Below are 22,884 nucleotides of genomic sequence, written 5' to 3' on the forward strand. Positions count from 1 at the left end.
TGAACCTGATCGACGACGAGGCGCTGATCCGCGCCGCCCTCGAGGCTGCGTCCGCCGCAGGACCGCGCGACGTGCCCGTCGGCGCGGTCGTCGTGTCCGCCGACGGCACCGAACTGGCCCGCGCGGCCAACGCGCGCGAAGCGTTGGGCGACCCCACCGCGCACGCGGAGATCCTCGCAATCCGCGCGGCCGCGGCGGTGCTCGGGGACGGCTGGCGGCTGGAGGGTACGACGCTGGCCGTCACCGTCGAACCCTGCACGATGTGCGCCGGTGCGCTGGTGATGGCGCGCGTGGCGCGCGTGGTGTTCGGCGCCTGGGAGCCCAAGACCGGAGCCGTCGGATCGCTGTGGGATGTGGTGCGCGACAGGCGGCTGACGCATCGGGCCCAGGTGCGCGGCGGGGTGCTGGCCGAGCAGTGCGCGGCGCCGCTGGAGGAGTTCTTCGCCCGGCAGCGATTGGAGTAGAAGGGCGGGCGCCCGGTAAGCTGCCACACGGTGGCGTGTCCGAGCGGCCTAAGGAGCACGCCTCGAAAGCGTGTGACGGGTAACCCCCGTCCGAGGGTTCAAATCCCTCCGCCACCGCCACAACGACTGACGCACTATTGTCGGATCCGTCACTGAAGCAGAGGTCGAGGCGACCGCGGTGACCAACGCGAGAGAATTGGTTACATATGCGTGCGCTTCATGACCAAGGCCCGTCCGCCTCGGCCGGCACCGGCGCTGCCGTGCGCCCTTTTTCCGTGCTCCTCGTCGAGGACGATCGCGGCGACGCGATGCTGGTCGAGGAGTTGATCGCCGATGCCGCCGTCGAAATCGATGTCGCGTGGGCGCCGTCGATGGAGGACGCCGAACGGCAGTTGGATACCTCTCGGCCGGATTGTGTGCTGCTTGATTTGAACCTGCCCGATGCGAACGGCATCAAGGCGCTCGACCGGATCACCAGGCGCGACATCACTTTGCCGATCGTGGTGTTGACGGGGCTCAACGACGAGCACTTCGGCGTCTCCGCCGTCGCCGCCGGCGCTCAGGACTATCTCGTCAAGGGCCGAGTGGAACCCGAGACGCTCCGCCGCGCGCTGCTCTACGCAGTGGAACGCAAACGCGCCGAGCTGACGTCGGTGGAACTGCACGCCAGCGAGCTGCGTGCCATGGAGAACGCCCGTCTCGAGCGTGGGCTGCTGCCGTCTCCGCTGCTCCTTGACCCGCCCGGTGTCGACATCGTCGCCGAGTACCGGCCCAGCAGACAGCATGCGCTGCTCGGCGGTGACTTCTACGACTTCGTGCAGACGCCGGACCGCACCGTGCACGTCATGGTCGGCGACGTGGCCGGGCACGGCCCCGACGAGGCCGCACTGGGAGTGGCGCTGCGGATCGGCTGGCGCGCGCTGACGTTCGCCGGGCTGCGCGGCAACGAACGCATGCGACAACTCGAACGGATTCTGAGCACCGAACGGCCGGGTTCGAGCATCTTCGCGACCGTGATCAGCGTCGCGATGTCGACCGACACCCTCAGCTTCAACGTGGTGTCCGCCGGCCATCCCGGCATGCTGCTGCACGGTCCCGACACCGTGGAGTGGCTGGAGCCGAAGGTGGGTCCCGCCCTCGGCCTGTATGGCCACGAGTGGCCGCTGAACGTCCTCGAGCTGCCGCCGGGGTACGGCCTGGTGTTGCTGACCGATGGGCTGTTCGAGGGCCGCTCCGGTGAGGGCACCCGACGCCTCGGCGAGAAGGGCCTGCTCGACGTCGCGCGCGGCTATGCGCATCTGCCCGGCGCCGAGTTCGTCAGCGCGCTGATCGACGATGTGGAGCGCCGCGCGCAGTCGGTGGGCGGCATCAGTGACGACATCGCGGTCGTGCGGGTGGAGCGGACGACGACCGGATGAGATCGCGCCTCACCGTTCAGGGCTGGCAGAACCTGGTGCTGTCGATGATGGGTGTGGTGGTGATCGCCGGTGCGATCGCCGCTGCCCTGCTGCTGAACCGGACCGACGACATCTCGCGTGAGCTCAACCTCGGCATCCAACCCGCCCGCGTCGCGGCGTACCAACTGCAGGCCGCTTTGCGTGACCAGGAGACCGCCATTCGCGGATATGCCATCGCCGCCGACCGCCAGTTCCTCGAACCGTATTACGCCGGCCAGGGGGCCGAGCGCGCCGCCGCGCAGCAGGTCCGCGACGGCATCGGCCACCGGCCCGAGTTGCTCGCCGACCTCGAAGCGATCGAAGAGGCCGCTGCAGCGTGGCGCTCGACGTTCGCGGACCCGGTCCTCGCGTCGGTGACGCCGGGTTCGCCGAAGGTTCTGGACGCCGAGACGGCCGCGCGCGGCAAAGCCGAATTCGACAGCCTACGAGCGTTGTTCGAAGCCCAGAACCGCGATCTCACACAGGCCCGGCAGGACGCCGTCGACGACCTCACCCGGGTGCAGACCTGGCGGAACGTCGTGCTCCTCACGGTCGTGGCGACATTCCTCGTGGCCGCGATCGCGTTGGCGGTGCTGGTGCGACGCGCAGTCACCCGGCCGCTGGAAGCGCTCGCCGCGGCCTGCCGCAAGATCACCGAAGGCAGTTTCGGCGAGAGGATCGCGGTGGGGGGCCCACGCGACATTCGGTCCATCGCCGCGGCTGTCGAGGACATGAGGCAGCGCATCGTCGACGAACTCGAAGCGTCGCGGGAGGCGCGGAGCCAGCTGGCCGACCAGGCCCTCGAACTGCAGCGCTCCAATGCCGAACTCGAGCAGTTCGCGTATGTCGCCTCGCATGACCTGCAGGAGCCGCTGCGCAAGGTGGCGTCGTTCTGTCAACTTCTGGAGAAGCGCTACGGCGACAAGTTGGACGAGCGAGGCGTCGAGTACATCCGGTTCGCCGTCGACGGCGCCAAGCGGATGCAGGTGCTGATCAACGATCTGCTGACGTTCTCCCGCGTCGGCAGGCTCAATTCGGTGCACGACGACGTCGACCTTTCAGCCGTGTTGGACGACGCGATGGACAACCTGGCCACCACGATCGAGGAGGCCGGTGCCGAGGTGGTGGTCCACTCCGGACAGCCGCTACCTTCGGTCAAGGGTGACCCGACCCTGCTGACGATGCTCTGGCAGAACCTGATCGGCAACGCGGTGAAGTTCGCCAGACCGGGCGTCGTACCGCGGATCGTCATCGACTGCGAGGCGGGCGAGGACGCGCAGGAGGGTTCGTGGCTGTTCACCGTCACCGACAATGGGATCGGGATCCCCGACGAGTTCACGGAGAAGGTCTTCGTGATCTTCCAGCGCCTGCACGGCCGCGAGTCGTACTCCGGCACGGGAATCGGGCTTGCGCTGTGTCGCAAGATCGTCGAGTACCACGGCGGCAGCATCTGGATCGACACCACCTACACGGACGGCACCAGGTTCCGTTTCACCATTCCCTGCGTCGTCGACGAGCCCGTCGAGGCCGATATGGAAGGATCAACCGCATGACATTGGACGGTCGGGCGATCGACGTTCTGCTGATCGAGGACGATCCGGGCGATGAGCTGATCACCCGGGAAGCCTTCGAGCACAACAAGATCAAGAACACGCTGCACGTCGCCCACGATGGCGAGGAGGGGCTCGACTTCCTCTACCGCCGCGGCAAGTTCGCCGACGCGCCGCGCCCCGATTTGATCCTGCTCGATCTGAACCTGCCGAAGTACGACGGCAGGCAACTGCTGGAGACCATCAAATCCGACGCGGACCTGAGCCACATCCCGGTGGTGGTACTCACGACATCGTCGGCGGAGGAAGACATCCTGCGCAGCTACAAGCTGCATGCCAACGCCTACGTCACCAAACCGGTTGACCTCGACCAGTTCATGAACGCCGTTCGGCAGATCGACGAGTTCTTCGTTCAGGTGGTTCGGCTGCCCCAGTCGTGACGTCCGTCGGTGACCTCGAAGTCGATCCGCACGGTGGTGCCGCTCGCCGAACCCGCGACGTCCACTCCGTCGCCTACCGCCCGGATGATCGGCAGCCCGCGACCGCGGGTGGTCGGTTCGGCGCTCGGTGTTCGCCACGCGCCGTGATCGGAGACGCAGACGATGATCCGCTCGTCCTCGACGGTCGCGTCGATGACGATCACGCCGTCGTCGCAATCTCGATAGGCATGTTCGACGCAGTTGGTGGCCGCTTCGTTGACCGCCAGCACGATGTCGGCGACGACGGGATCGGGCACGCCGATCGGGGCCATCCAGTCGAGTAGTCGATGGCGGATCTGGGCCAATCGATCCGCGGTGGCCGGTACCTCGATACGCAACGGGTCTGCCGGCCGCAGGCGCACATCGATCACCACGCCCGTGTTGTACCCCGCTTGGCCCGATTCCTCACGCACGCCACGCATACGCGGTCGATCTCGAAACCGTAGCGAGGCGCAGATCACACCTCGACGGCCGACGAGACGGCGATCACGGGACCTCGCCGCCGGCGCCTTTCGCGCGCGTCAGCCGTAGAACATCACGCGGTAGTCGGGGGTCCAGGCACCTTCGAGGCAGCTCAGCGGAACGCCGTCCGGCGACTGCGCGACCCCGGTCGCGTCCCCGCAGGGCAGCCGGTTGGTCCGGATGCCGATCAGCGGTGGTGATGCGATCCATGTGCTGCGTGAGTTGCATGCGAGCGTGTTGCCCGACGCGTCGAGCCCGAAGTTGTAGCGGGTGTTCTGCACGCAATGCGTGCCTTCCACCGCGGTCCGGTCGACATACGGGACGCAATCCGCGCCGTCGCAGTAACCCGGGGACGCCGGCGCATTCGCGGCGGTGAACATCGGTGCGGCGACGAACCCGCACGCCAGCGCAGCTGCAGCCATGAGCCTCATGGGGTTAGCGTATGTGCCCCGCACCGGCGGCGGGCACGGAATAGGCTCATATGCCATGAAGCGGATCATCGTTGCTTTGGCCGCCGCCGCTGCCGGTGCCGCCGCCCTCGTCTGCGCCCCGCCGGCCGGCGGCGACGTCGTCGCCTATCTGGTCAACGTGCACGTGCGACCCGGCTACAACTTCCCGAACGCGGACGCGGCCATCGGCTACGGCAACAGCATCTGCGACCGGGTGGCGGCCAAGATGCGTTACGCCCAACTCGTCGATCAGGTGAAGGCCGACTTCCACACCGCGGACTATTACCAGGGCGCGTACCTGATCAACCAGGCCGTCAACGAGCTGTGTCCGGCGCAGATCTGGCAGCTGCGCCAGTCGGCGGCCGGCTACACCGGATGACGAACGGCGGCGCCCCGGTCCGGGACGCCGCCGCTTTTCGTGCACGATTTTCCTACGGGCAGCTGACCTCGATCTCGAACGGCTTGTTGACCGGCTGCAGCGGGTTCGCCATGTCGACACCCGTCGCGGTGCCGGTGATCTTGTAGGTGTTGCCGTCCTTCTCCACCTTGGCGTCGCCCTGGCCCGTACCGCTCTGGTAGCCCAGCGTCACGCCGTTGACGTTGCCCAGACCGACGGACTGCACGGTTGGCTCGTCACCGGAGCTGACCACTGCGCCGATGCCGGTGGTCGCGTCACCGATCGCGATGTTGGTGTTGCCGCCGACCGAACTGCACACGACCGTGCCGGTTACGGCCTGATCCTGGCCGTCGATCGTGACGGTGGTCTTGCCTTCCGCTGCTGCGGCCGTTGACGTCTCACCCGTCGTCTCTGACTTCTTGTCGTCGGAAGAACAGCCGGACAGTCCGGCGATGACGAGAGCCGCGCCGCCTACCGCGACCAGGAAACCACGCTTCACCACAGTTCTCCTTTTGTTGTCGTGACCCGTCAAGATCGGATCATCTAGAGCAGTATGGTTCGCGGCACCCCTGCGAACAGCGGTTTCGAGGAAAAATTGATCTTGCCCGGTCAGCAGGACACGCGGATGTGGAATGGGCCGGAAGTGCGAAAGCTCGGCGAGTCGGTCTTGAAGCCGTGGGCGGTGCCGGAGATGTCGTAGGTCCGGCCGGTCATCTGAACCTCAGCGGCCTCAACTTCCGCGCCGCCGGCACCGGCGTTGTAACTACCGGTGAAGCCGCCGACGTTGTTGATGCTGACCGACTCCGCGGCCAGTTCGTCTTCGGCCGACAGCATCGCCGTGACCCCGGACGTCTGATCGCCGGTGGTGATGGTGGTGAGCCACCCCGTCGTGTCGCACTGCACTGCCTCGGTGACGCCCGCGTCGTGGCCGTTGACCGTCACCTGCGCCGTGCCCGCGACGAGTTCACCCGCCGGCGGTTGGTAGTCCGGCGGATCCGACGAACATCCAGCCATCGCCAGCACCGTCGCGGCTGCACAGCACGTGGGGACCCACCGGTTTCTCACAGTGCAGAATCTACGGCGTGGCCGTGCCGAATTCTCCCGCTCCGAAAGAGTCGTCGGCACCGTCGTTCAGCGTGGTGACCGAACTGCCCGGTCGCTTCGGCCGCACGGGCGTCATCCGCACCCCGCACGGCGAGATCCACACCCCGGCGTTCATCCCGGTGGGCACCCAGGCCACCGTCAAGGCGGTGCTGCCCGAGATGATGAAAGAGCTTGGCGCTCAGGCGATCCTGGCCAACGCCTATCACCTGTATCTGCAGCCGGGTGCGGACATCGTCGACGAGGCCGGCGGGGTGGGCGCGTTCATGAACTGGTCGGGGCCGACGTTCACCGACAGCGGCGGGTTCCAGGTGCTGTCGCTGGGCGCCGGGTTCCGCAAGGTGTTGGCGATGGATACCGAACGCGTCCAGGCCGACGACATCATCGCCGAGGGCAAGGAGCGGTTGGCCAACGTCGACGACGACGGGGTGACGTTCCGGTCGCACCTCGACGGCTCGACCCACCGGTTCACCCCCGAGGTGTCGATCGGCATCCAGCACCAACTCGGCGCCGACATCATCTTCGCGTTCGACGAACTGACCACGCTGGTGAACACCCGCGGCTACCAGGAAAGCTCGGTGCAGCGCACCCACGAGTGGGCGGTGCGCTGCCGGGCCGAGCACGAGAGGTTGTCGACCCTTCGCCCGGACAGGCCGCCGCAGGCGTTGTTCGGTGTGGTGCAGGGCGCGCAGTACGAAGACCTGCGCCGGCAGGCGACCCGCGGGCTGGTGTCGATCGGGTTCGACGGCTACGGCATCGGCGGGGCACTGGAGAAGCAGAACCTGGCCACCATCGTCGGGTGGGTGTGTGAGGAACTGCCCGTCGACAAGCCCCGCCACCTGTTGGGCATCAGCGAGCCCGACGACCTGTTCGACGCGGTGGCCGCCGGAGCCGACACCTTCGACTGCGTATCGCCGTCGCGCGTCGCGCGCAACGCCGCGCTCTACTCGTCCACCGGCCGGTTCAACATCACCAACGCACGGTTCCGGCGCGACTTCACACCGATCGACGAGGACTGCGACTGCTACACCTGCGCTCACTACACCCGGGCTTATCTGCATCACCTGTTCAAGGCCAAGGAGATCCTCTCGGCGACGCTGTGCACCATCCACAACGAGCGGTTCGTGGTGCGCCTCGTCGACCGGATCCGCGCGGCGATCGACGCGGGTGAGTTCGACGAACTTCGCGCCGACGTGCTGGGCCGGTACTACTCGACGCCCACGCGGTAGTTTCACGCCATGCCTACCGAGCTCACCGCCGAGCAGGCCGCCGCGCGGCTCGCGACCGACGACACCCTGGGGATACCGCTCGGACCCGGCCAGCCGCCGGCGGTGCTGCGGGCGCTCGGCGAGCGCGAGGACTGGACGGATCTGCGGGTGTACGGCGCGTTGCTCGCGGTCGGCACGGAGCTGTTCGCCCGCCCCGGCGTGCATTACCTGTCGGGCTTCTTCGGTCCGCTCGAGCGGGCGCTGCGGGATACGGGCGCCAATGTCGAGTTCGCGCCCGCGGACTTCCGCCGGTTCGGGCCGCTGCTCGAGCAACAGTCGCCGCGGGTGATGACGACGGTCGCGGCCCCGCCCGACGTGGACGGCTGGTGCTCGCTGTCCCTGCACGCGGGCGGCACGGTCAACGAATTGCGCCGTGCCGGAACCGATCCCGAACGGCTGCTGATCGTCGAGGTGTCAACCGCCTACCCGCGGACATTCGGGCTCGATGAACACCGGCACGCGCTGCACGTCGACGAGATCGACGTACTCGTGCACTCGACCGATGTGCCGATTGCACTGCCGGGCGGGGACGCGGCGCCCACCGACGCCGATACGGCGATCGCGCGCCACGCGGTCAAGTTCATCGCCTCCGGCGCGACTCTGCAGACCGGCATCGGTTCGATACCCAGCCAGATCGCGACGCTGCTGGCCGAGGGCGACGGTGGCGAATACGGTTTGCACAGCGAGATGTTCACCGACGGCTGCATGAAACTGCATCGCGCGGGCAAGGTCACCAACACCGGCAAGGGTATCTACGACGGTGTCAGCGTGACGACGTTCGCGTTCGGGTCGGCGGAGCTGTACGCCTGGCTCGACGGCAACCACGACGTCGCATTCCTGCCCGTGGAGATCGTCAACGCGCCCGGGGTGATCGGGGCCAACAACGACATGGTCTCGATCAACGGTGCGCTCGCGATCGACATCCAGGGCCAAGTCGTCGCCGACACGATCGGCGGCAATCAGTTCAGCGGAGTCGGCGGCGCCGAGGATTTCGTCGCCGGCGCGGGTCTCGAGCTGTCGGACCGCTCGCTGATCTGTCTGCCTTCGACGTTCGAGAAGGACGGCGAACTGCAGTCGCGGATCGTGCCGTGGTTCGGGCCGGGCGCGGTGATCACGACACCGCGACACCACGTCGACGTGATCGTCACCGAGTACGGCGCTGCCGAACTGGAGGGCAAGACGGTCCGCGAACGCGGTGAAGCGCTCGCCGCGATCGCGCATCCGCGGTTCCGCGACGACCTGCTTGCGGCTGCCGAGCGCGCCGCCAAGGGCCGCTCCCCGGTCATTTAGTCGGCACGAGTGACCGCTGAACCCCGGCGAGCGACCGCGCTTGTACAACGACACGCCGCCGATGGCGGTGCAAACACGGTCGCTCGCGCCGGTCAAGTGACCGGGTAGATCCACGGGCGTCGCGGCAACTCGGCCGGGTCGAATTCGGCCAGCATGCCCTCGACGTCGCGGGCCTGCCAGCCCAACGACGCGCTGATCTGCTCGAGCGCGCCCTGGACGCCGATCTCGGCGAGCGTTACCGCGCCGTCGCGCTTGGCCAGCCGGGCGCCGTCCTCGTTGAGCACCAGCGCGACGTGGGCGTACGTCGGCTCCGGAAACCCGAGCATCCGGGCCAGGTACGCCTGGCGCGGCGACGAAGGGAGGAGGTCGTCACCGCGCACCACCTGGTCGATGCCCTGCGCCGCGTCGTCGACGACGACCGCGAGGTTGTACGCGGGCACGCCGTCGCCCCGGCGGACCACGAAATCGTCGACGATGCCGGTGTAGTCGCCGTGCAGCAGGTCGTGGATGGTGTGCACGATCGCGTCGGTGCGCAGCCGTAACGCGGGCGCCCGTCCGATCTCGGCTCGGCGCGTCGCGCGCTCGGCGTCGGTGAGGTCGCGGCAGGTCCCGGGGTAGGCGCCCTGCGGTGCATGCGGGGCCCGCGGCGCTTGCGCGATATCCCTTCGGCTGCAATAGCATTCGTACAGCAGTCCGCGGCCCGCCAGCTCCTCGATCGCCGAGGAGTAACGGTCGGCCTGCTCGGACTGCCACTCGACGGCGTCCCACGTCAACCCGATCGCGGCGAGGTCGGCGAGTTGCTGTCGGCCGATCTCGGTCGAGGTGCGGTCGTCGAGGTCGTCGACGCGGATCAGGAACCGGCGGCCGGTGGACCGGGCGAACAACCACGCGAGCACCGCGGTGCGCAGGTTGCCGATGTGCAGGTCGGCAGAGGGGCTCGGGGCGAACCTGCCTGCGCTCACCACAGAAATCTAGCCATTCGGCGCATGCCGTCGATCAACGGCGCCTGCCGCGAGGCGATCCGGGGTACTCGCCTGAAGCGCTGGTACTTTGCTCGTGCACCGAGAAACACGGCCCTCCGCCGGCGCTCGCCGTGCCTAGGCGTCCCGGGGGCCGTGCCCGACGGACGCGAGGAGGCACGCGCGTGCACCCCGAAGGCTCCAGCAACCCGCACCACGAGCCCGAGCAGGAGTCGCCGCCGGGCCAGGTGAAGAAAGCCATCGCGGCCTCGGCCGTCGGCAACTTCACCGAGTGGTTCGACTACGGCCTCTACGCCTACGGCGTCTCCTACATCTCCGCGGCCATCTTCCCGGGCGACGGCGCCACGGCGACGCTGTTGGCGCTGATGACGTTCGCCGTCTCGTTCCTGGTCCGCCCGCTCGGCGGATTCGTCTGGGGCCCGCTCGGCGACCGACTCGGCCGACGGCGGGTCCTCGCCATCACGATCCTGGTGATGGCCGGCGCAACGCTGTGCGTCGGGCTCGTTCCCAGCTACGCCGTGATCGGGCTCTGGGCCCCCGCGCTCATGGTGATCTTGCGAATGATCCAGGGCTTCTCGACGGGCGGAGAGTACGGCGGGGCCGCCACCTTCATGGCGGAATACGCGCCGACCCGTCGTCGGGGGATGCTCGGCAGCTTCCTCGAATTCGGCACCTTGTCCGGCTTCTCGGTGGGCGCGCTGTTCATGCTCGGGTTCTCGCTGGTGCTCACCGACGACCAGATGAACGTATGGGGCTGGCGGCTGCCCTTCCTGCTCGCCGCGCCGCTCGGCCTGATCGGGCTGTATCTGCGCACCCGACTGGACGAGACGCCGGTGTTCAAGGAGTTGGCGAAGTCGGGCGAACGAGAGCACGACGTCGGCGGCGAGTTCAAGGATCTACTGGTCCAATACTGGGGTCCGATCCTGCGCCTGGGCGGCCTGGTCGTCGCGCTCAATGTCGTCAACTACACACTCCTCACCTACATGCCCACCTATCTCGAGCAGTCGATCGGCCTGTCCACCGACATGTCGCTCGTCGTCCCGATCATCGGCATGCTCTCGATGATGGTGTTCCTGCCGTTCGCCGGCCTGGCGTCGGACAGGATCGGGCGCAAGCCGATCTGGTGGATCTCCCTCATCGGGCTGTTCGTCGCGGGCATCCCGATGTTCATGTTGATGTCGACCGGCGCGCTCGGCGCCGTCATCGGTTTCGCCGTGCTGGGCTTGCTTTACGTTCCGCAGTTGGCGACGATCTCGGCCACCTTCCCGGCGATGTTCCCGACACAGGTGCGCTACGCCGGTTTCGCGATCGCCTACAACGTGTCGACCGCGATCTTCGGTGGCACCGCGCCGGCGGTCAACGACTGGCTGGTCAACGCGACGGGCCACAACCTCGTACCGGCGTACTACATGATGGCCGCCTGCGTCGTCGGCGCGATCGCCCTGCTCAAAATGCCGGAGACCGCGCGGTGCCCGATCAACGGCACCGAAATACCCGGCACGCCCGAAGCGCCGCCGCAGTTGGACTACGAGCTCTCGGGCAGTCGCGGCTGACTACAGCGGTTGCAAGCTGATCGGGTTCTCGTGCCGGCTCGCGTTGGGATCATTGCACGCCCCGGGCTTCGACGTGTATGTGGCGGTGCCCGCCAGGCTGGCGGGGTCGAACGCGTACGACAGATCGCCGGGCCCGGTACTACCGTCGGGGCACGTCCAGCCGTTCGGGACGTCATGGCGCTCGACGAGCCACGGGCCGTCGGCCGCCCGGCTGATATGGGCGATCATGCCGGTGGAACTCGACACCGTCCCGGCGCAGTAACCTTCGGGGTTGCATTGCGTGGTGATCGCCCACGTGTTGGACGTTGCGCCGTTGACGAATCGGTAGTCGCCCTCGAGGCGCCCGTCCGCCCATGCGGGGCTTGCCAATCCGATCGCGACGCCGGCGATTGCGGCCGCTGCTGCCATCGGGCGTGTGAGCATCATGCAGGCAGCATCACACGTTCGAGGCGCGGAGATACGCCTTCCGACGAAAGTGCTTCTTCAGCCCAGCCCGGGGACGATGTCACCGAGCTTGAAGATGACGGGTTGCTCGAGTTGTTCGTAGGTGCACGATCGAGGGTCCCGGTCTGGGCGCCAGCGATTGAATTGTGCGGTGTGGCGGAATCTTTCGCCCTCCATGTGGTCGTAGCGCACCTCGACGACGAGTTCGGGCCGCAGGGGTACGAACGACAGGTCCTTACCGGCGTTCCAGCGTGACCCCTCGTTGCGGCGGGGTGTGCGGTCGCCGACCATGTGTGCGGCCCAGTTCCAAGGGTGTTCGTCGAATGTCGTTACCAGCGGCTGCAATTCGGCGAAGAGCTCGCGACGCCGGGCCATCGGGAAAGCGCCGATGACGCCGACGGATGCGAGCGTCCCATCGTCCTTGTACAGCCCGAGCAGCAGCGAACCGATCGCGTCCTCGCCGGACTTGTGCACCCGGTAGCCCGCGACCACACAGTCTGCGGTGCGCTCGTGTTTGATCTTGAACATCACTCGCTTCTCCGGCTGATAGGTCAGGTCCAACGGCTTGGCGATGATGCCGTCGAGGCCCGCGCCCTCGAACTCGTCGAACCAGCGCTCAGCGGTGGCCGCGTCGGTGCTCGCCGGCGTGATGTGGAACGACGGCCCGGCGTCGCCGAGCGCGTCGACGAGCGCGGCGCGCCGCTGTGTGAACGGCCGGCCGGTGTAGTCGTCATCGCCGAGCGCGAGCAGGTCGAACGCGATGAACGATGCCGGGATCTGCTCGGCAAGCATGCGCACCCGGCTGGCGGCGGGGTGCAGGCGTAGCTGAAGCGCCTCGAAATCCAAGCCCCGGTCGGTCGCGATGATGATCTCGCCGTCGATGACGCAGCGATCGGGCAGTTCGGCCTTGGCTGCCTCGACCACCTCGGGGAAGTATCGGGTCATCGGCCGCTCGTTGCGACTGCCCAACTCGACCTCGTCGCCGTCACGAAAGCAGATGGTTCGAAAGCCATCCCACTTCGGTTCGTAGGAGGCGTCGGCTGGAATCGAGGTGACCGGTTTGGCCAGCATCGGCGACACCGGAGGCATCACGGGCAGGTGCATCCCGCCATTGTCGCAGCGAGCTCTGCGGCAGCGACGCCGCCGCGTCGCACTATGCGCTCTTGTCTCCGGCCGCGGCGAGGGATCGGTGGACCATCGCCTTCCGCTCCTCGATGGCGCGGCCAATCTCCTGCAACAGCAACGGTTTTCGACGCGCGAGGGCCTCGATATGTTCGCGTTCCACCTCTACGACGGTGACTTCCTCGAGCGCTCGAGCGGCGGCGATCACCGGCTCGCGAGTCAGCGTTGTCTGACCTAGGTAGTCGCCCCGATCGAGGGTGCGAACGCCGACGGTCGCGTTGTCGTCGGTGGTTGCGGTAAGTCGTATGTGACCGCTCACCACGAACGTCATGTGCTTGGGCACCTCGCCGGGGAACTGCAGGGTTTCGTCGGTCCCGTACCGCACGATGCGGATGTAGGGCTGGAGTAGCTGCTGGTCGGTGCGCCCGATCCGCAACGCCTGCCCCAGCACGGTCAATGCATCTTCCTGCAGGTCCGGGTCGGGATATCCATCGTCCGCGTCATCCAGATGCAGCTCGGCTCGCCGGGCCGCGTACCACAGCCAGCGCAGAAAGGTCGACCGCGCTGCGGCGTCGTTTCCCGCGCTGCGCAGGGGGATCGTCGTCGTGTACTCGCCGCCTGCACCCTTGGTGACTTCGGGCACGGCGTCGGGCCGCAGTTGCGGGAGCTGTTGCGCCACCCGCGCCAGCACCGAGCACACCTGGTCGGGGGAGTCGTTCGGCGAGAAGACGGTGACCACTTCCGTCGAGCGGCCGTCGCGCGGCAGGCTCAGGTTGATGAACCATTCCGTTGCCAGTAGCGAGTTGGGAAGTACGTATACACCATTGCCGGACTCGAGATGGGTTGCCCGCCAGTTGACTTCGACCACCCGGCCGCCCGGAAGCCACCGGGTGGCCACCAGGTCGCCCAGTTGGAACGGCTGCTCGAACAGCACCAGCAGCCCGGCGATGATCTGGCCGACGGAGTTCTGCAGGACCAAACCCAAGACAATGGACCCGACGCCGAGCGCGGCGAACAGCCCGCCGACGTTGGCCCCCCAAATCCAGGCGAAGATGAGCGCGATGCCGACGGCGATCACCACGAAGCGGGCGACATCGAGGAAGATCGACGGCACCCGCTGCCGCCAGCTTCCTTCCGGCGCTCCTTGGAAGAGGGTGGCGTTGAGCCCGGAAAGCAACAGCACCAGGACGACGAACCCGAGCCCTGTCGCGACGATCCGCACCGCGGTGGCCTCGGTCGCCACCTCGTTGGCCTTGACCAGAAGTAACAGCAGCGCACCCAGCGGCAGTACGTAGTTGCGGATCAGGTTCACCGGCCGGGCGAGATAACTGCGTCGGCGAGCCAGCGCGTTGTGCAGTTCGGTGAGGCATACCAAGGCCAGCGGCAATCCGACCGCGATGACGAGGGCCCACCAGAACCACGGCGCCGACAACACGCCGTTCATCACTGTCGCTCCGACAGTTGCCAGACATGCTCGGTGCGTCCGTCCACCTTGATTTCGCCCGCGGCAGTGAACTGTGTCGAGCCCCGCATCGCCTCGAAAACCCGGGTGGTGACGTACACGCCTGGTCGTGAGAAGCCGCTCTGCACCTGGTAAGCAAGGTTGACCGCGGCGCCCCACATGTCGTACGCGAGGCTGGTTCGACCCACCAGCCCGCTGGTCACTGTGCCCGTATCTATGCCCGCACGCAGCTGTAGGTGATTGCCCGTCTCGCCGTTGAACCGATCGATGATGTGCTGTAGCTCAACGGCGAACTCAACCGTTCGCCGGACGTTGTCCAGCCGCGGCACGTTGAGTCCGCAGCTGGCCAGGTAGCCGTTGTGCAGCGTGCGGACCTTCTCCACGCCCAGGTTCTCTGCCGCCCCGTCGAACTCCCGCACCAGCCGATTGACGATGGACAGAGCTTCTTCGGACGTCAGCTCGTTTGCGAGCACATCCAAGCCGACGATGTCGGCGAAGATCACCGTGACGTCCTGGTGGTCCTGCGCGATCGTCTCGTCACCCTCGCGGTAGCGTTGCGCCACCTGCTCGGGCATCACCGACAGCAGCAGCCGGTCGTTCTCTCGCCGCTGCTCGGTGAGCAGGTCCTCCTTGATCCGCAGATTGCGGCTCATCTCGTTGAAGGCATGCGTCAGATCGCCGAACTCGTCGCGTGAGATGACCGGCAGGGCGACGTCGTAGTCGCCCGCGCTGATCCGCCGCGCGCCGCCCTCGAGTCGGCGTATCGGGCCCACGAAAATGCGTGCCAGCAGCATCGCGGCGATACAGACCACGAAGATGATCACCGCTGTCGACAACACCAGGGTCCGAGTGAACGCCGCAACCGGGGCGAAGGCCTCCTCGGTGTCGATCTTGGCCACGATGGACCAGTTGAGCCCCGGCAAGTCGATCGGTGCGTATGCCTGCAGGGTCTCGCGTCCCTTGTAGTCGGTGTCGATCAGCGTCCCATGTTGACCCTGCAGCGCGCGCTCCGCGGCATCGGTGGTCATCGGCTGTACCAGTGTGGTGCCGTTCTGTCGGATCGCCTGCTCGACGACTTCGACCGGCGTACCGGCCGCAACGACGTCGCGGCGGTACGCATCACGATCCTCGAGGAACAATCGAGCGTCCGACCGCATGAGATTGTCCGGCCCGACGATGACCGTCTCGCCGGTCCGGCCCAGACCCGCCGCCTCCCATTGCTGACCGAACGTCGTCACCTGGTTGAGCTTGGAGATGGGCAGTTGCAGCGCAAGGACACCCTGGATGTTCGTCGCCGGGCCGACCGGCGAAACCATCCAGGCGGCTGGCTCCTCCGAGGGCTGGTAATCGCCGAAGTCGGTGACGGCAACGTAATCGAGCGCGTTGGACGCCAGCGCCTCCTCGTAGGCATCGGTGAGGTTGCTGCCGCGATACGGGCCATTGAGGATGTTGGTACCGAGGTCGGCGCCTTTGTAGGCCGAGTAGACGACGTTGCCCGTGTCGTCGATGAGCAGGGCGTCCTCGAACTGGAATCGGCTGACCATTACGCGGAAGAACTCGTTGAACCTGGCGTTTGCCGCCGACCACGCACTGCCGTCGCGCGCGTCGTCCAGCTTGATCGCGGCGTCCCTGTCTTCGGCCCGGACGGTGTAATGCGCCTGCAGGTACCGTTGCGCATTCGATCGCGGAACCAGAGTGTCCACGTCGACCTCGGCGCCGGTGACATCACCATCGCGTGCCGCGAGAGTCTCGGTGTAGTGATCCACGATGGCCTGCTGCTGGGCTGGGCTGATACGTGCGTCATTGAGTTCAGCGAATCCCGCCCTGAACGCTCCCATTGCGTCTTCGGCGGTGCCGCCCCGCGTGTAGACCGCCAGGGAGTTCGTCAGGTTTCCTACCGTGGCCTCGAGGTGGCGAGCTTGCGAACCGCGAATCTGGGTGAGCCGGTCGAACGCGGAGTCGCGCAATGATTCGCGTCCGGACTGATAGCCGATGAATCCCACCACGGCGGCCGACAAGACACTGATCACCAGCATCATCACCAGGAGCTTGGACTGGATGCTGATGCGGGACATGAACCGCCGTCGCGGGGTCCTCGGTTCAGGCGCAGGTTCAGGTCCGATGGCCGTCATATGCCCTTCAACGCTAGCGGCGAAACCTGCATGGGGCAGGACCGTCGCGAAATCAGTCGCTCGTGACGACATGAGCCAGCGGCGCTCACTGTGTGGGTCGGCCTGTTCGGGTCGGCACCGATGACATTGCCCGACGTCGACGGTCTGAAGTGGCGTGGACGCAATAATGGACCAGGTGGACCTTCCCGTGCTGCCGCCGCTCGAACCGATGCTGGCCAAGGCCCAGGCCAAGGTGCCACCCGAGGCGGGCGTGTGGTCGTACGAGCCCAAGTGGGACGGCTACCGCGCGCTGGTGTTCCGCGACGGCGACAAGGTGGTGCTGCTTTCCCGCAGCGGTAAGGACCTGGGCCGCTACTTCCCTGAGGTCCTCGAGTCGGTGCGCGAGGAATTGGCGACGCGGTGTGTGCTCGACGGTGAGATCGTCGTACCCCGCGAGATCGGCGGGCGCACACGGCTGGACTGGGAGTCGCTGAGTCAGCGTATCCACCCCGCCGTCAGCCGGATCAAGATGCTGTCCGAGCAGACGCCGGCCCACTTCATCGGTTTCGATGCGCTTGCCACCGGCGACACGTCGTTGATGAAGGAGTCTTTCCGGGTCCGCCGCGAGGCGCTGCTCGATGCGGTGACCGAAAAGCAGTGGTGTCACGTCACCCGCACCACCGAGGATCCCGAACTAGGCGCCCAATGGCTCGAGGAGTTCGAGGGCGCCGGGCTCGACGGTGTGATCGCCAAGCGCCTCGACGGTCCATACCTGCCGGGCAAGCGGGAGATGGTGAAGGTCAAGCACGCCCGCGACGCCGACTGTGTGGCGATCGGATACCGCATACACAAGAGCGGCGAGGGCATCGGGTCCATCTTGCTGGGCCTGTATCGCGACGATGGTGAACTCCAGATGGTCGGTGGCGCAGCGTCTTTCACAGCGAAGGACCGGCTCAAGCTGCTCGCCGAACTGGAGCCGCTGCGCGAGGGCGACCAGATGCGCGAAGGGGATCCCAGCCGGTGGAACTCGGCCGCCGACAAGCGGTGGATTCCGATCCGGCCGGAGAAGGTGTGCGAGGTGGCCTACGACCAGATGGAGGGCAACACCGTGCTCGGAGCCGGGCCGCCGGCGACATCTGGCCCGGGCCGACGTTTCCGGCATGCGGTGAAATTCCGCCGCTGGCGTCCAGACCGGGATCCCGAGAGCTGCACGTTCGACCAGCTCGAGGTACCGCTGAACTACGACCTGTACGACGTTCTGGAGTCCTGAAATGGCAACGGCTGCTGAGGAAATCGACGTCGACGGCGTCAAGGTCCGGCTGACCAACCGCGACAAGCCCTACTTCCCGAAACTCGGTAAGGAGGGCACCAAGGGCAAGCTCTTCGAGTATTACCTGTCGGTGGCTGACCGGATGGTGATGCTGTTGCGAGATCGGCCCACGCATCTGCAGCGTTTCCCCGACGGCATCGACGGCGAGGAGATCTACCAGAAGCGGGTGCCGCAGAAGCATCCCGACTATCTGCAGACGTGCCAGGTCACCTTCCCGTCCGGCCGCACCGCCGACGCACTCAAGGTGACCCACCCATCGGCGATCGCATGGGCGGCACAGATGGGCACGATCACGCTGCATCCGTGGCAGGTGCGGTGCCCGGACACCGAGCATCCCGACGAGCTGCGCATCGACCTGGACCCGCAGCCCGGGACGGATTTCAGTGATGCCAGTTCGGTGGCGGTGGACGTGCTGAAACCGCTGCTCGACGAGTTGGGTCTGATCGGCTATCCGAAGACCTCGGGCGGTCGAGGCGTACATGTCTTCCTGCGAATCAAGACCGACTGGGACTTCATCGCGGTGCGTCGTGCAGGCATCGCGCTGGCCCGCGAGGTCGAGCGCCGGGCACCCGATGCGGTCACCACTTCGTGGTGGAAAGAAGAGCGGGGCGCGCGCACCTTCATCGACTACAACCAGAACGCCAGAGACCGCACGTTCGCGTCGGCGTACTCGGCGCGCAAGACTCCGATCGCCACCGTGTCGACGCCCTTGACGTGGGACGAATTGCGCACCGCCGACCCCGATGACTTCACGATCTCGACGGTGCCGGATTTCGTTGCGGGACGGTCGGATCCGTGGGCCGACATCGACAGCGATGCGCAATCGCTCGAACCACTGTTGAAGCTGGTGAAAGCCGACGAGGAGCGCGGACTGGGTGATATGCCCTATCCGCCGAACTACCCGAAGATGCCTGGCGAACCGCCGCGCGTGCAGCCCAGCAAGAAGGTCGCATCCAACTGGGACGCCGACGGCAACCCGGTGAAACCGGACTGACGAAAACGCGCCATCGCCGGCGATGTGCTCTTAGCATCGACGAATCGCCACCAGATGGGCACGAATTTGGATCGCCGTACGGGTCTGCGCAGCCGGCCTGGCGGCGGTCGTTGTATTGAGCGGCCCGGTCGGCGTCCCTTCTGCGTGGGCCCAAACGTGTCCCGACATCGAGGTGGTGTTCGCGCGCGGGACGGGCGACCCGGTTGGTGTGGGCGCCGTGGGGCAGGCGTTCATCGACTCGCTGCGGTCGAAAGTGGGCGACAGAACGGTGGGCCAGTACGCGGTCAACTACGCCGCCACCATGAACTTCCTGCGAGCCGCCGAGGGCGCCGCCGACGCGAACGGTCACGTCGGGTACATGACCGCGAACTGCCCGGCCACCCGGTTGGTCCTCGGCGGCTTCTCGCAGGGCGCCGCTGTCATCGACCTGATGCTGGGCGTCACTCCCGGCCTGAGTGCCATCTCGGGGTTGGGTGCGATACCAGGCCTGGAGGCTGTGCCCGGCCTGGATCTCGGTGCCGTCGCCGCGCCGCTGCCTCCGCAAGCCGCCGACCATGTGGCCGCCGTCGCGGTGTTCGGCAACCCACTGGCCAAGATCGTCGGCCCGCTGAACGCGCTCAGCCCGGTCTATGGCGGCAGGACCATCGACCTGTGCAATGCCAACGACCCGATCTGCGGCGAGGGCGACCTGGACAACCGGGCCGCGCATCATCAGTACGTACCTGGAATGACCGATCAGGCCGCATCTTTCGTCGCCGGTCTGGTCTAGTCTCCGGTGCGCTGGACGCGTGATTCGAAATCACTGTTGAAGGGGCAGCCGCCCGTGACGGTGTAGTGCCCGCGTCCGGTGAGCAGGGTGATCGGATCCTGCGGCGGCTGCGGCAGCGGGTAGTTCAGGGTGATCTCGCGGTGAGCCGGCGCACCGTTCTTGCACTGCGAGTCCGTCGAGGTGTTGGTCAGTGTCCACTGGTTCTGTTCGAACACCAGGACTTTGACGTCGTTGGGGTTCAGCCAGTAACTCAGGCACCGCTGCCCGCTGCGCAGGCAGTACGTCTGGATGTCGAAACTCACTTCGGCGCTGCGGTTTCCGTCGACGTACGTATCGACTTCCTGATAGCGGCCGTGTAAGGCCTGCGCTGGGGACGCGACGCGCGCCGGCTGACTGGCCGGGTCGGCGACCGACACGCCGGCCTCGGGGTCACCGGTGCGGGTAAAAGTCACCGGCTGGTTACTCGCGCAACTGCCGCTGGTCGACCGGAGGACGAACTCACCCTCCAGGCTTCCGTCGGGCTGAGACTGCAGCGAGAACACCTCCCAGAGTTCGACGGGCTCGGTGCCCTGGCAGGTGCCTTGTTTCACGTTGACCGCTTCCCAACGTCCGTCGATCTCGTCGAGCACCAGAGTCGACGTCGTTGTGCGGGACCCGTTGACCTTCGTCGCCGACGCGACACATCCGCCGTCGCGGCACGCGGATCGGATCACCCATTTCTCGTTGCCGCCCTGTGCGTTTTGATAAGGCTCGCCGTTGGGCTTTGTCGGCGAACCGAATTCGACGGCGAACGTCCCGTCGAGAGGCGCATCCGGTGGTTGTGCGACGGGTCGGTTGCCGCCGTCGTCACTGATCACAGTGAGGATGGTGGCCGCGGCGGCGATGATCAGAATTACACTGATGGGCACGACGATCGCGGTCCGTCGCCACCACGGCAGCGGCGCGTCTTCGTCGGGCGTCTTGTCCGAAGAGTCGCCCGGAGGCAGCGTTTCGGCGGGGCCGACCGAATCGGCAGGCCGCTCCTGAGTCCCCGCGTATGCCTGTTCGTCATGAGCGGCAGGCGCGGCATGGGTTGGTGCCCATGCCTTCTTCACATGCTCCGGCGGACCGGCCTGCGTGGGGTCCGCGGGCGCATCGACCTGCTCTGCAGGGCGAGCTTGGGTCGCCGCCCACGCCTGTCCCGCTTGAGCCGTACTGGCAGCTGCGGTGGGCGCGGAGACGGCGGGTCCTGCAGCTGTCGGCGCTGAATGTGGTTGTGCCGGTTGGGTGACGGCCGGATCGGTGATGGCCTTGCTTGCCGCTTGGGCGAGTTCGACGGTCGTTCCGTAGCGCTCCTCGGGGTCTTTTGCCATGCCGGCCGCGATCACGTCATCCAACTCCGGCGTCACCTCCGGCCGCGAGATCGACGGCCGCGGTGGCGGAGTCGTCAGGTGACCCGCGATCTGCTGTTCGACGCTGTCGCCGGGGAAGGGGCGGCTGGACGTGAGGCACTCATACAACACGCACGTCAACGCATAGACGTCCGCGCGGGTGTCGGTTTGGCCGGTGGTGAACCGCTCGGGCGCCATGTATGGCCACGTGCCGACCACGTTGCCGGTGGCGGTCAGCTTGGTGTCGCCCGTCGCACGTGCAATCCCGAAATCGATCAGATACGAGAAATCGTCTTCGGCGACGAGGATGTTGGAGGGTTTGACGTCGCGATGCACGAGCCCGATCCGATGCGCGGCATGCAGCGCCGAGGCAATCTGGGCGATGATCTTCACCGCCCGTTCCGGCTCCAATGGGCCGAGCGCTAGCAGGTGTTCGAGATCCTGACCCTCGATCAACCGCATGTCGACATACAGTCGGCCTTCGATCTCGCCGAAGTTGTGAATCGGCACCACATGGGGATTGGTCAGGCCGGCGGCCGCGAAAGCCTCGTGCCGGAACCGCTGTTCGAACACCGGGTCGGCGGCGAGATGCGCCGGCAGCACCTTCACCGCGACCACACGCTGGGTGGCCGTGTCGAATGCCTTCCAGACCTCGCCCATGCCACCGCGGCCCAACAACTCGACCAATCGGTATCGGCCGAACGGCGCGCCGTCCACTACGCCTCCCGTGGACTGCTGCGTACCAGCGGATTCACAGTCATCACCATAAGCCGGTCCGGGGCCGCTCGTTCGCTCTTGGAATGGTTGCTCTACCTGGACACCCACCGCTGCGGCGCCGTGCGAATGTCCGGCGCCGCGGGCTAGATGCTGCGCGCATGGTTCGCAGTTGCACCAAAATTTGCTGTTTTTGCAGTTTTCCGAATGCTCGCAACTTTCGGCTGAAACAATTCGACGATCTGACCGTTCGGGGGTCACCAGGTCAAAGGGGACAGTCGATGAACTCGTCACACGAACCCAAACCGCGCTCGTCAATCGTTGTCGTGTTGGCCGCCGCTTTTGCCGTTGTCTGCGCGTGGGCAGCGGCCCCGGCGCAGGCGTTCCAGATCCAGAACCACGACCGCATCACTCGCGATGCACTGGCGCCGCTGGGAGTCGACAACGTCACCATGGGCCAGATACTCGTCGGGCCCCCGCCGGGCGCCGGCGTGGTAGGCAGCGACGCATTCTTCGCCGACGAGTTCCGCCACATCGACAACGCAAAAGACCCCGCCGACATCTGCGCCCGCACCCAGGAAGCGTGGAACTTTTTCACTCCGCTCATCCTCAGCGGCGCTCAGCCCGCCGGTCCCGGCGGCAGCGACCTCGTCGACGGGCCCGGGGCCCGCGCCGCGTTCGGCGGACTGGCCCACGCTCTGCAGGACTTCTACTCCCACTCGAACTGGGTCGAGGACAACATCGCTGTCGGCCAACTCGATCGGATGCCGCCACCGCTGATGCCGACATGCGATCCGGCGAGCCTGCCGCCCGGGCTGCAGACCGGGTTCTACGCCGTCGACAGCGACCGCCACGACCCGCTGGGCGGCTGCCCGCCCGGTGGTCCGCCGCCGGGCTTCGTCGAGTGCCACTCGACGCTGAACAAGGACGCCTGGGACACCCCCCGCGGCATGATGCTCGTGCCAGGCACCAATCCGCCGATCAACCATTTCGACTTGGCCGCACAGCTGGCGACGAAGGCCACCGCTGACCTGTACTGGCAGATCCGCAACCTCGTCGTCAGCGATGCGGGAGAGTGCGCCGCCGCCAATCTGTTCCAGGCGGAGCGGCGTCAAGCCTGCTGGTGAGAAGAGGTTGAC

General features: G+C 66.8%; 22 protein-coding genes and 1 tRNA gene. 13 read left to right on the forward strand and 10 right to left on the reverse strand.

Features of this window, described 5'->3' with window-relative positions:
• Positions 1 to 5 precede the first annotated feature (5 nt).
• The 5 genes from AU188_RS00395 (at position 6) to AU188_RS00415 (ending at position 3,890) form a co-directional block, all read left to right on the forward strand.
• The gene (locus AU188_RS00395) at positions 6 to 464 is read left to right on the forward strand and encodes a nucleoside deaminase (RefSeq protein WP_156426552.1); all 459 of its coding nucleotides are present in this window, start codon (positions 6 to 8) and stop codon (positions 462 to 464) included.
• A gap of 29 nt (positions 465 to 493) precedes the next feature.
• Positions 494 to 584: transfer RNA gene (locus AU188_RS00400), tRNA-Ser, on the forward strand.
• Between the two features lie 86 nt (positions 585 to 670).
• Complete coding sequence (locus tag AU188_RS00405) at positions 671 to 1,882, forward strand: PP2C family protein-serine/threonine phosphatase (RefSeq protein WP_172799344.1); 1,212 nt, start codon at positions 671 to 673, stop codon at positions 1,880 to 1,882.
• Entirely contained in the window at positions 1,879 to 3,453 is a 1,575-nt protein-coding gene (locus AU188_RS00410; protein ID WP_059161761.1) for a sensor histidine kinase, read from the forward strand. Before AU188_RS00405 ends, AU188_RS00410 begins: the two co-directional genes overlap by 4 nt.
• On the forward strand, positions 3,450 to 3,890 hold the full coding sequence (locus AU188_RS00415) for a response regulator (RefSeq protein WP_059161762.1): 441 nt from the start codon (positions 3,450 to 3,452) through the stop codon (positions 3,888 to 3,890). The genes AU188_RS00410 and AU188_RS00415 overlap by 4 nt, the downstream gene beginning before the upstream one ends.
• Here the strand turns inward: AU188_RS00415 and AU188_RS00420 are convergent.
• Positions 3,863 to 4,351 carry an ATP-binding protein gene (locus tag AU188_RS00420; RefSeq protein WP_156426520.1) on the reverse strand — a complete coding sequence of 163 codons (489 nt, stop codon included), beginning with the start codon at positions 4,349 to 4,351 and terminating at the stop codon, positions 3,863 to 3,865. The genes AU188_RS00415 and AU188_RS00420 overlap by 28 nt on opposite strands.
• Positions 4,352 to 4,450: 99 nt before the next feature.
• Positions 4,451 to 4,822 (reverse strand): hypothetical protein, encoded by a 372-nt coding sequence (locus tag AU188_RS00425; protein WP_059161763.1) that lies wholly within the window; start codon positions 4,820 to 4,822, stop codon positions 4,451 to 4,453.
• A gap of 55 nt (positions 4,823 to 4,877) precedes the next feature.
• Between AU188_RS00425 and AU188_RS00430 the strand changes: the two genes are divergently transcribed.
• Entirely contained in the window at positions 4,878 to 5,219 is a 342-nt protein-coding gene (locus AU188_RS00430) for a DUF732 domain-containing protein (protein WP_059161764.1), read from the forward strand.
• Between the two features lie 52 nt (positions 5,220 to 5,271).
• Here the strand turns inward: AU188_RS00430 and AU188_RS00435 are convergent, their stop codons facing one another.
• Both AU188_RS00435 and AU188_RS00440 read right to left on the reverse strand, forming a co-directional pair.
• A complete protein-coding gene (locus AU188_RS00435; protein ID WP_059162225.1) occupies positions 5,272 to 5,736 on the reverse strand; it encodes a lipoprotein LpqH in 465 nt (154 codons plus the stop codon).
• Positions 5,737 to 5,846: 110 nt separating this feature from the next.
• Positions 5,847 to 6,251, reverse strand: coding sequence for a lipoprotein LpqH (locus tag AU188_RS00440; RefSeq protein WP_172799345.1), 405 nt, complete (start codon positions 6,249 to 6,251; stop codon positions 5,847 to 5,849).
• A 68-nt stretch (positions 6,252 to 6,319) separates the two neighbouring features.
• Between AU188_RS00440 and tgt the strand changes: the two genes are divergently transcribed.
• Together tgt and AU188_RS00450 are read left to right on the forward strand one after the other, a co-directional pair.
• A complete protein-coding gene (gene tgt, locus AU188_RS00445; RefSeq protein WP_082686414.1) occupies positions 6,320 to 7,567 on the forward strand; it encodes a tRNA guanosine(34) transglycosylase Tgt in 1,248 nt (415 codons plus the stop codon).
• 9 nt (positions 7,568 to 7,576) lie between these two features.
• Positions 7,577 to 8,896, forward strand: coding sequence for an acetyl-CoA hydrolase/transferase family protein (locus tag AU188_RS00450; protein WP_059161766.1), 1,320 nt, complete (start codon positions 7,577 to 7,579; stop codon positions 8,894 to 8,896).
• Between the two features lie 92 nt (positions 8,897 to 8,988).
• On the opposite strand, the gene gluQRS is transcribed toward AU188_RS00450, so the two are convergent.
• Positions 8,989 to 9,858, reverse strand: a complete 870-nt coding sequence (gene gluQRS, locus AU188_RS00455) for a tRNA glutamyl-Q(34) synthetase GluQRS (RefSeq protein WP_082686453.1) — start codon at positions 9,856 to 9,858, stop codon at positions 8,989 to 8,991.
• Between the two features lie 182 nt (positions 9,859 to 10,040).
• Between gluQRS and AU188_RS00460 the strand changes: the two genes are divergently transcribed.
• Complete coding sequence (locus AU188_RS00460; RefSeq protein WP_059161768.1) at positions 10,041 to 11,429, forward strand: MFS transporter; 1,389 nt, start codon at positions 10,041 to 10,043, stop codon at positions 11,427 to 11,429.
• On the opposite strand, the gene AU188_RS00465 is transcribed toward AU188_RS00460, so the two are convergent.
• Genes AU188_RS00465 through AU188_RS00480 form a run of 4 tightly spaced genes read right to left on the reverse strand, consistent with a single transcriptional unit; the run spans position 11,430 to position 16,532 of the window.
• Positions 11,430 to 11,855 carry a hypothetical protein gene (locus tag AU188_RS00465; protein WP_059161769.1) on the reverse strand — a complete coding sequence of 142 codons (426 nt, stop codon included), beginning with the start codon at positions 11,853 to 11,855 and terminating at the stop codon, positions 11,430 to 11,432.
• Between the two features lie 57 nt (positions 11,856 to 11,912).
• The gene (locus AU188_RS00470) at positions 11,913 to 12,977 is read right to left on the reverse strand and encodes an ATP-dependent DNA ligase (RefSeq protein ID WP_059161770.1); all 1,065 of its coding nucleotides are present in this window, start codon (positions 12,975 to 12,977) and stop codon (positions 11,913 to 11,915) included.
• Positions 12,978 to 13,026: 49 nt separating this feature from the next.
• On the reverse strand, positions 13,027 to 14,439 hold the full coding sequence (locus tag AU188_RS00475) for a cyclic nucleotide-binding domain-containing protein (RefSeq protein WP_059161771.1): 1,413 nt from the start codon (positions 14,437 to 14,439) through the stop codon (positions 13,027 to 13,029).
• Positions 14,439 to 16,532 (reverse strand): adenylate/guanylate cyclase domain-containing protein, encoded by a 2,094-nt coding sequence (locus AU188_RS00480; protein WP_156426521.1) that lies wholly within the window; start codon positions 16,530 to 16,532, stop codon positions 14,439 to 14,441. The genes AU188_RS00475 and AU188_RS00480 overlap by 1 nt, the downstream gene beginning before the upstream one ends.
• 223 nt (positions 16,533 to 16,755) lie before the next feature.
• Here AU188_RS00480 and AU188_RS00485 point away from each other — a divergent pair, with 223 nt between their 5' ends.
• The 3 genes from AU188_RS00485 (at position 16,756) to AU188_RS00495 (ending at position 19,661) form a co-directional block, all read left to right on the forward strand.
• Positions 16,756 to 17,838, forward strand: a complete 1,083-nt coding sequence (locus tag AU188_RS00485) for an ATP-dependent DNA ligase (RefSeq protein WP_059161773.1) — start codon at positions 16,756 to 16,758, stop codon at positions 17,836 to 17,838.
• Position 17,839: 1 nt separating this feature from the next.
• Positions 17,840 to 18,892 (forward strand): non-homologous end-joining DNA ligase, encoded by a 1,053-nt coding sequence (gene ligD, locus AU188_RS00490; protein ID WP_059161774.1) that lies wholly within the window; start codon positions 17,840 to 17,842, stop codon positions 18,890 to 18,892.
• 115 nt (positions 18,893 to 19,007) lie between these two features.
• Positions 19,008 to 19,661: a cutinase family protein gene (locus AU188_RS00495; protein WP_172799346.1), complete on the forward strand. Its 654-nt coding sequence runs from the start codon at positions 19,008 to 19,010 to the stop codon at positions 19,659 to 19,661.
• Here AU188_RS00495 and AU188_RS00500 read toward each other — a convergent pair.
• Positions 19,658 to 21,748 carry a serine/threonine-protein kinase gene (locus AU188_RS00500; protein WP_059161776.1) on the reverse strand — a complete coding sequence of 697 codons (2,091 nt, stop codon included), beginning with the start codon at positions 21,746 to 21,748 and terminating at the stop codon, positions 19,658 to 19,660. The two genes, AU188_RS00495 and AU188_RS00500, sit on opposite strands and share 4 nt — an antisense overlap.
• Before the next feature lie 278 nt (positions 21,749 to 22,026).
• Here AU188_RS00500 and AU188_RS00505 point away from each other — a divergent pair, with 278 nt between their 5' ends.
• Positions 22,027 to 22,872, forward strand: a complete 846-nt coding sequence (locus AU188_RS00505) for a hypothetical protein (RefSeq protein ID WP_059161777.1) — start codon at positions 22,027 to 22,029, stop codon at positions 22,870 to 22,872.
• The last annotated feature ends 12 nt before the right edge of the window (positions 22,873 to 22,884 follow it).

This window comes from Mycobacterium sp. IS-3022, from assembly GCF_001500065.1.
GTDB lineage: Bacteria > Actinomycetota > Actinomycetes > Mycobacteriales > Mycobacteriaceae > Mycobacterium.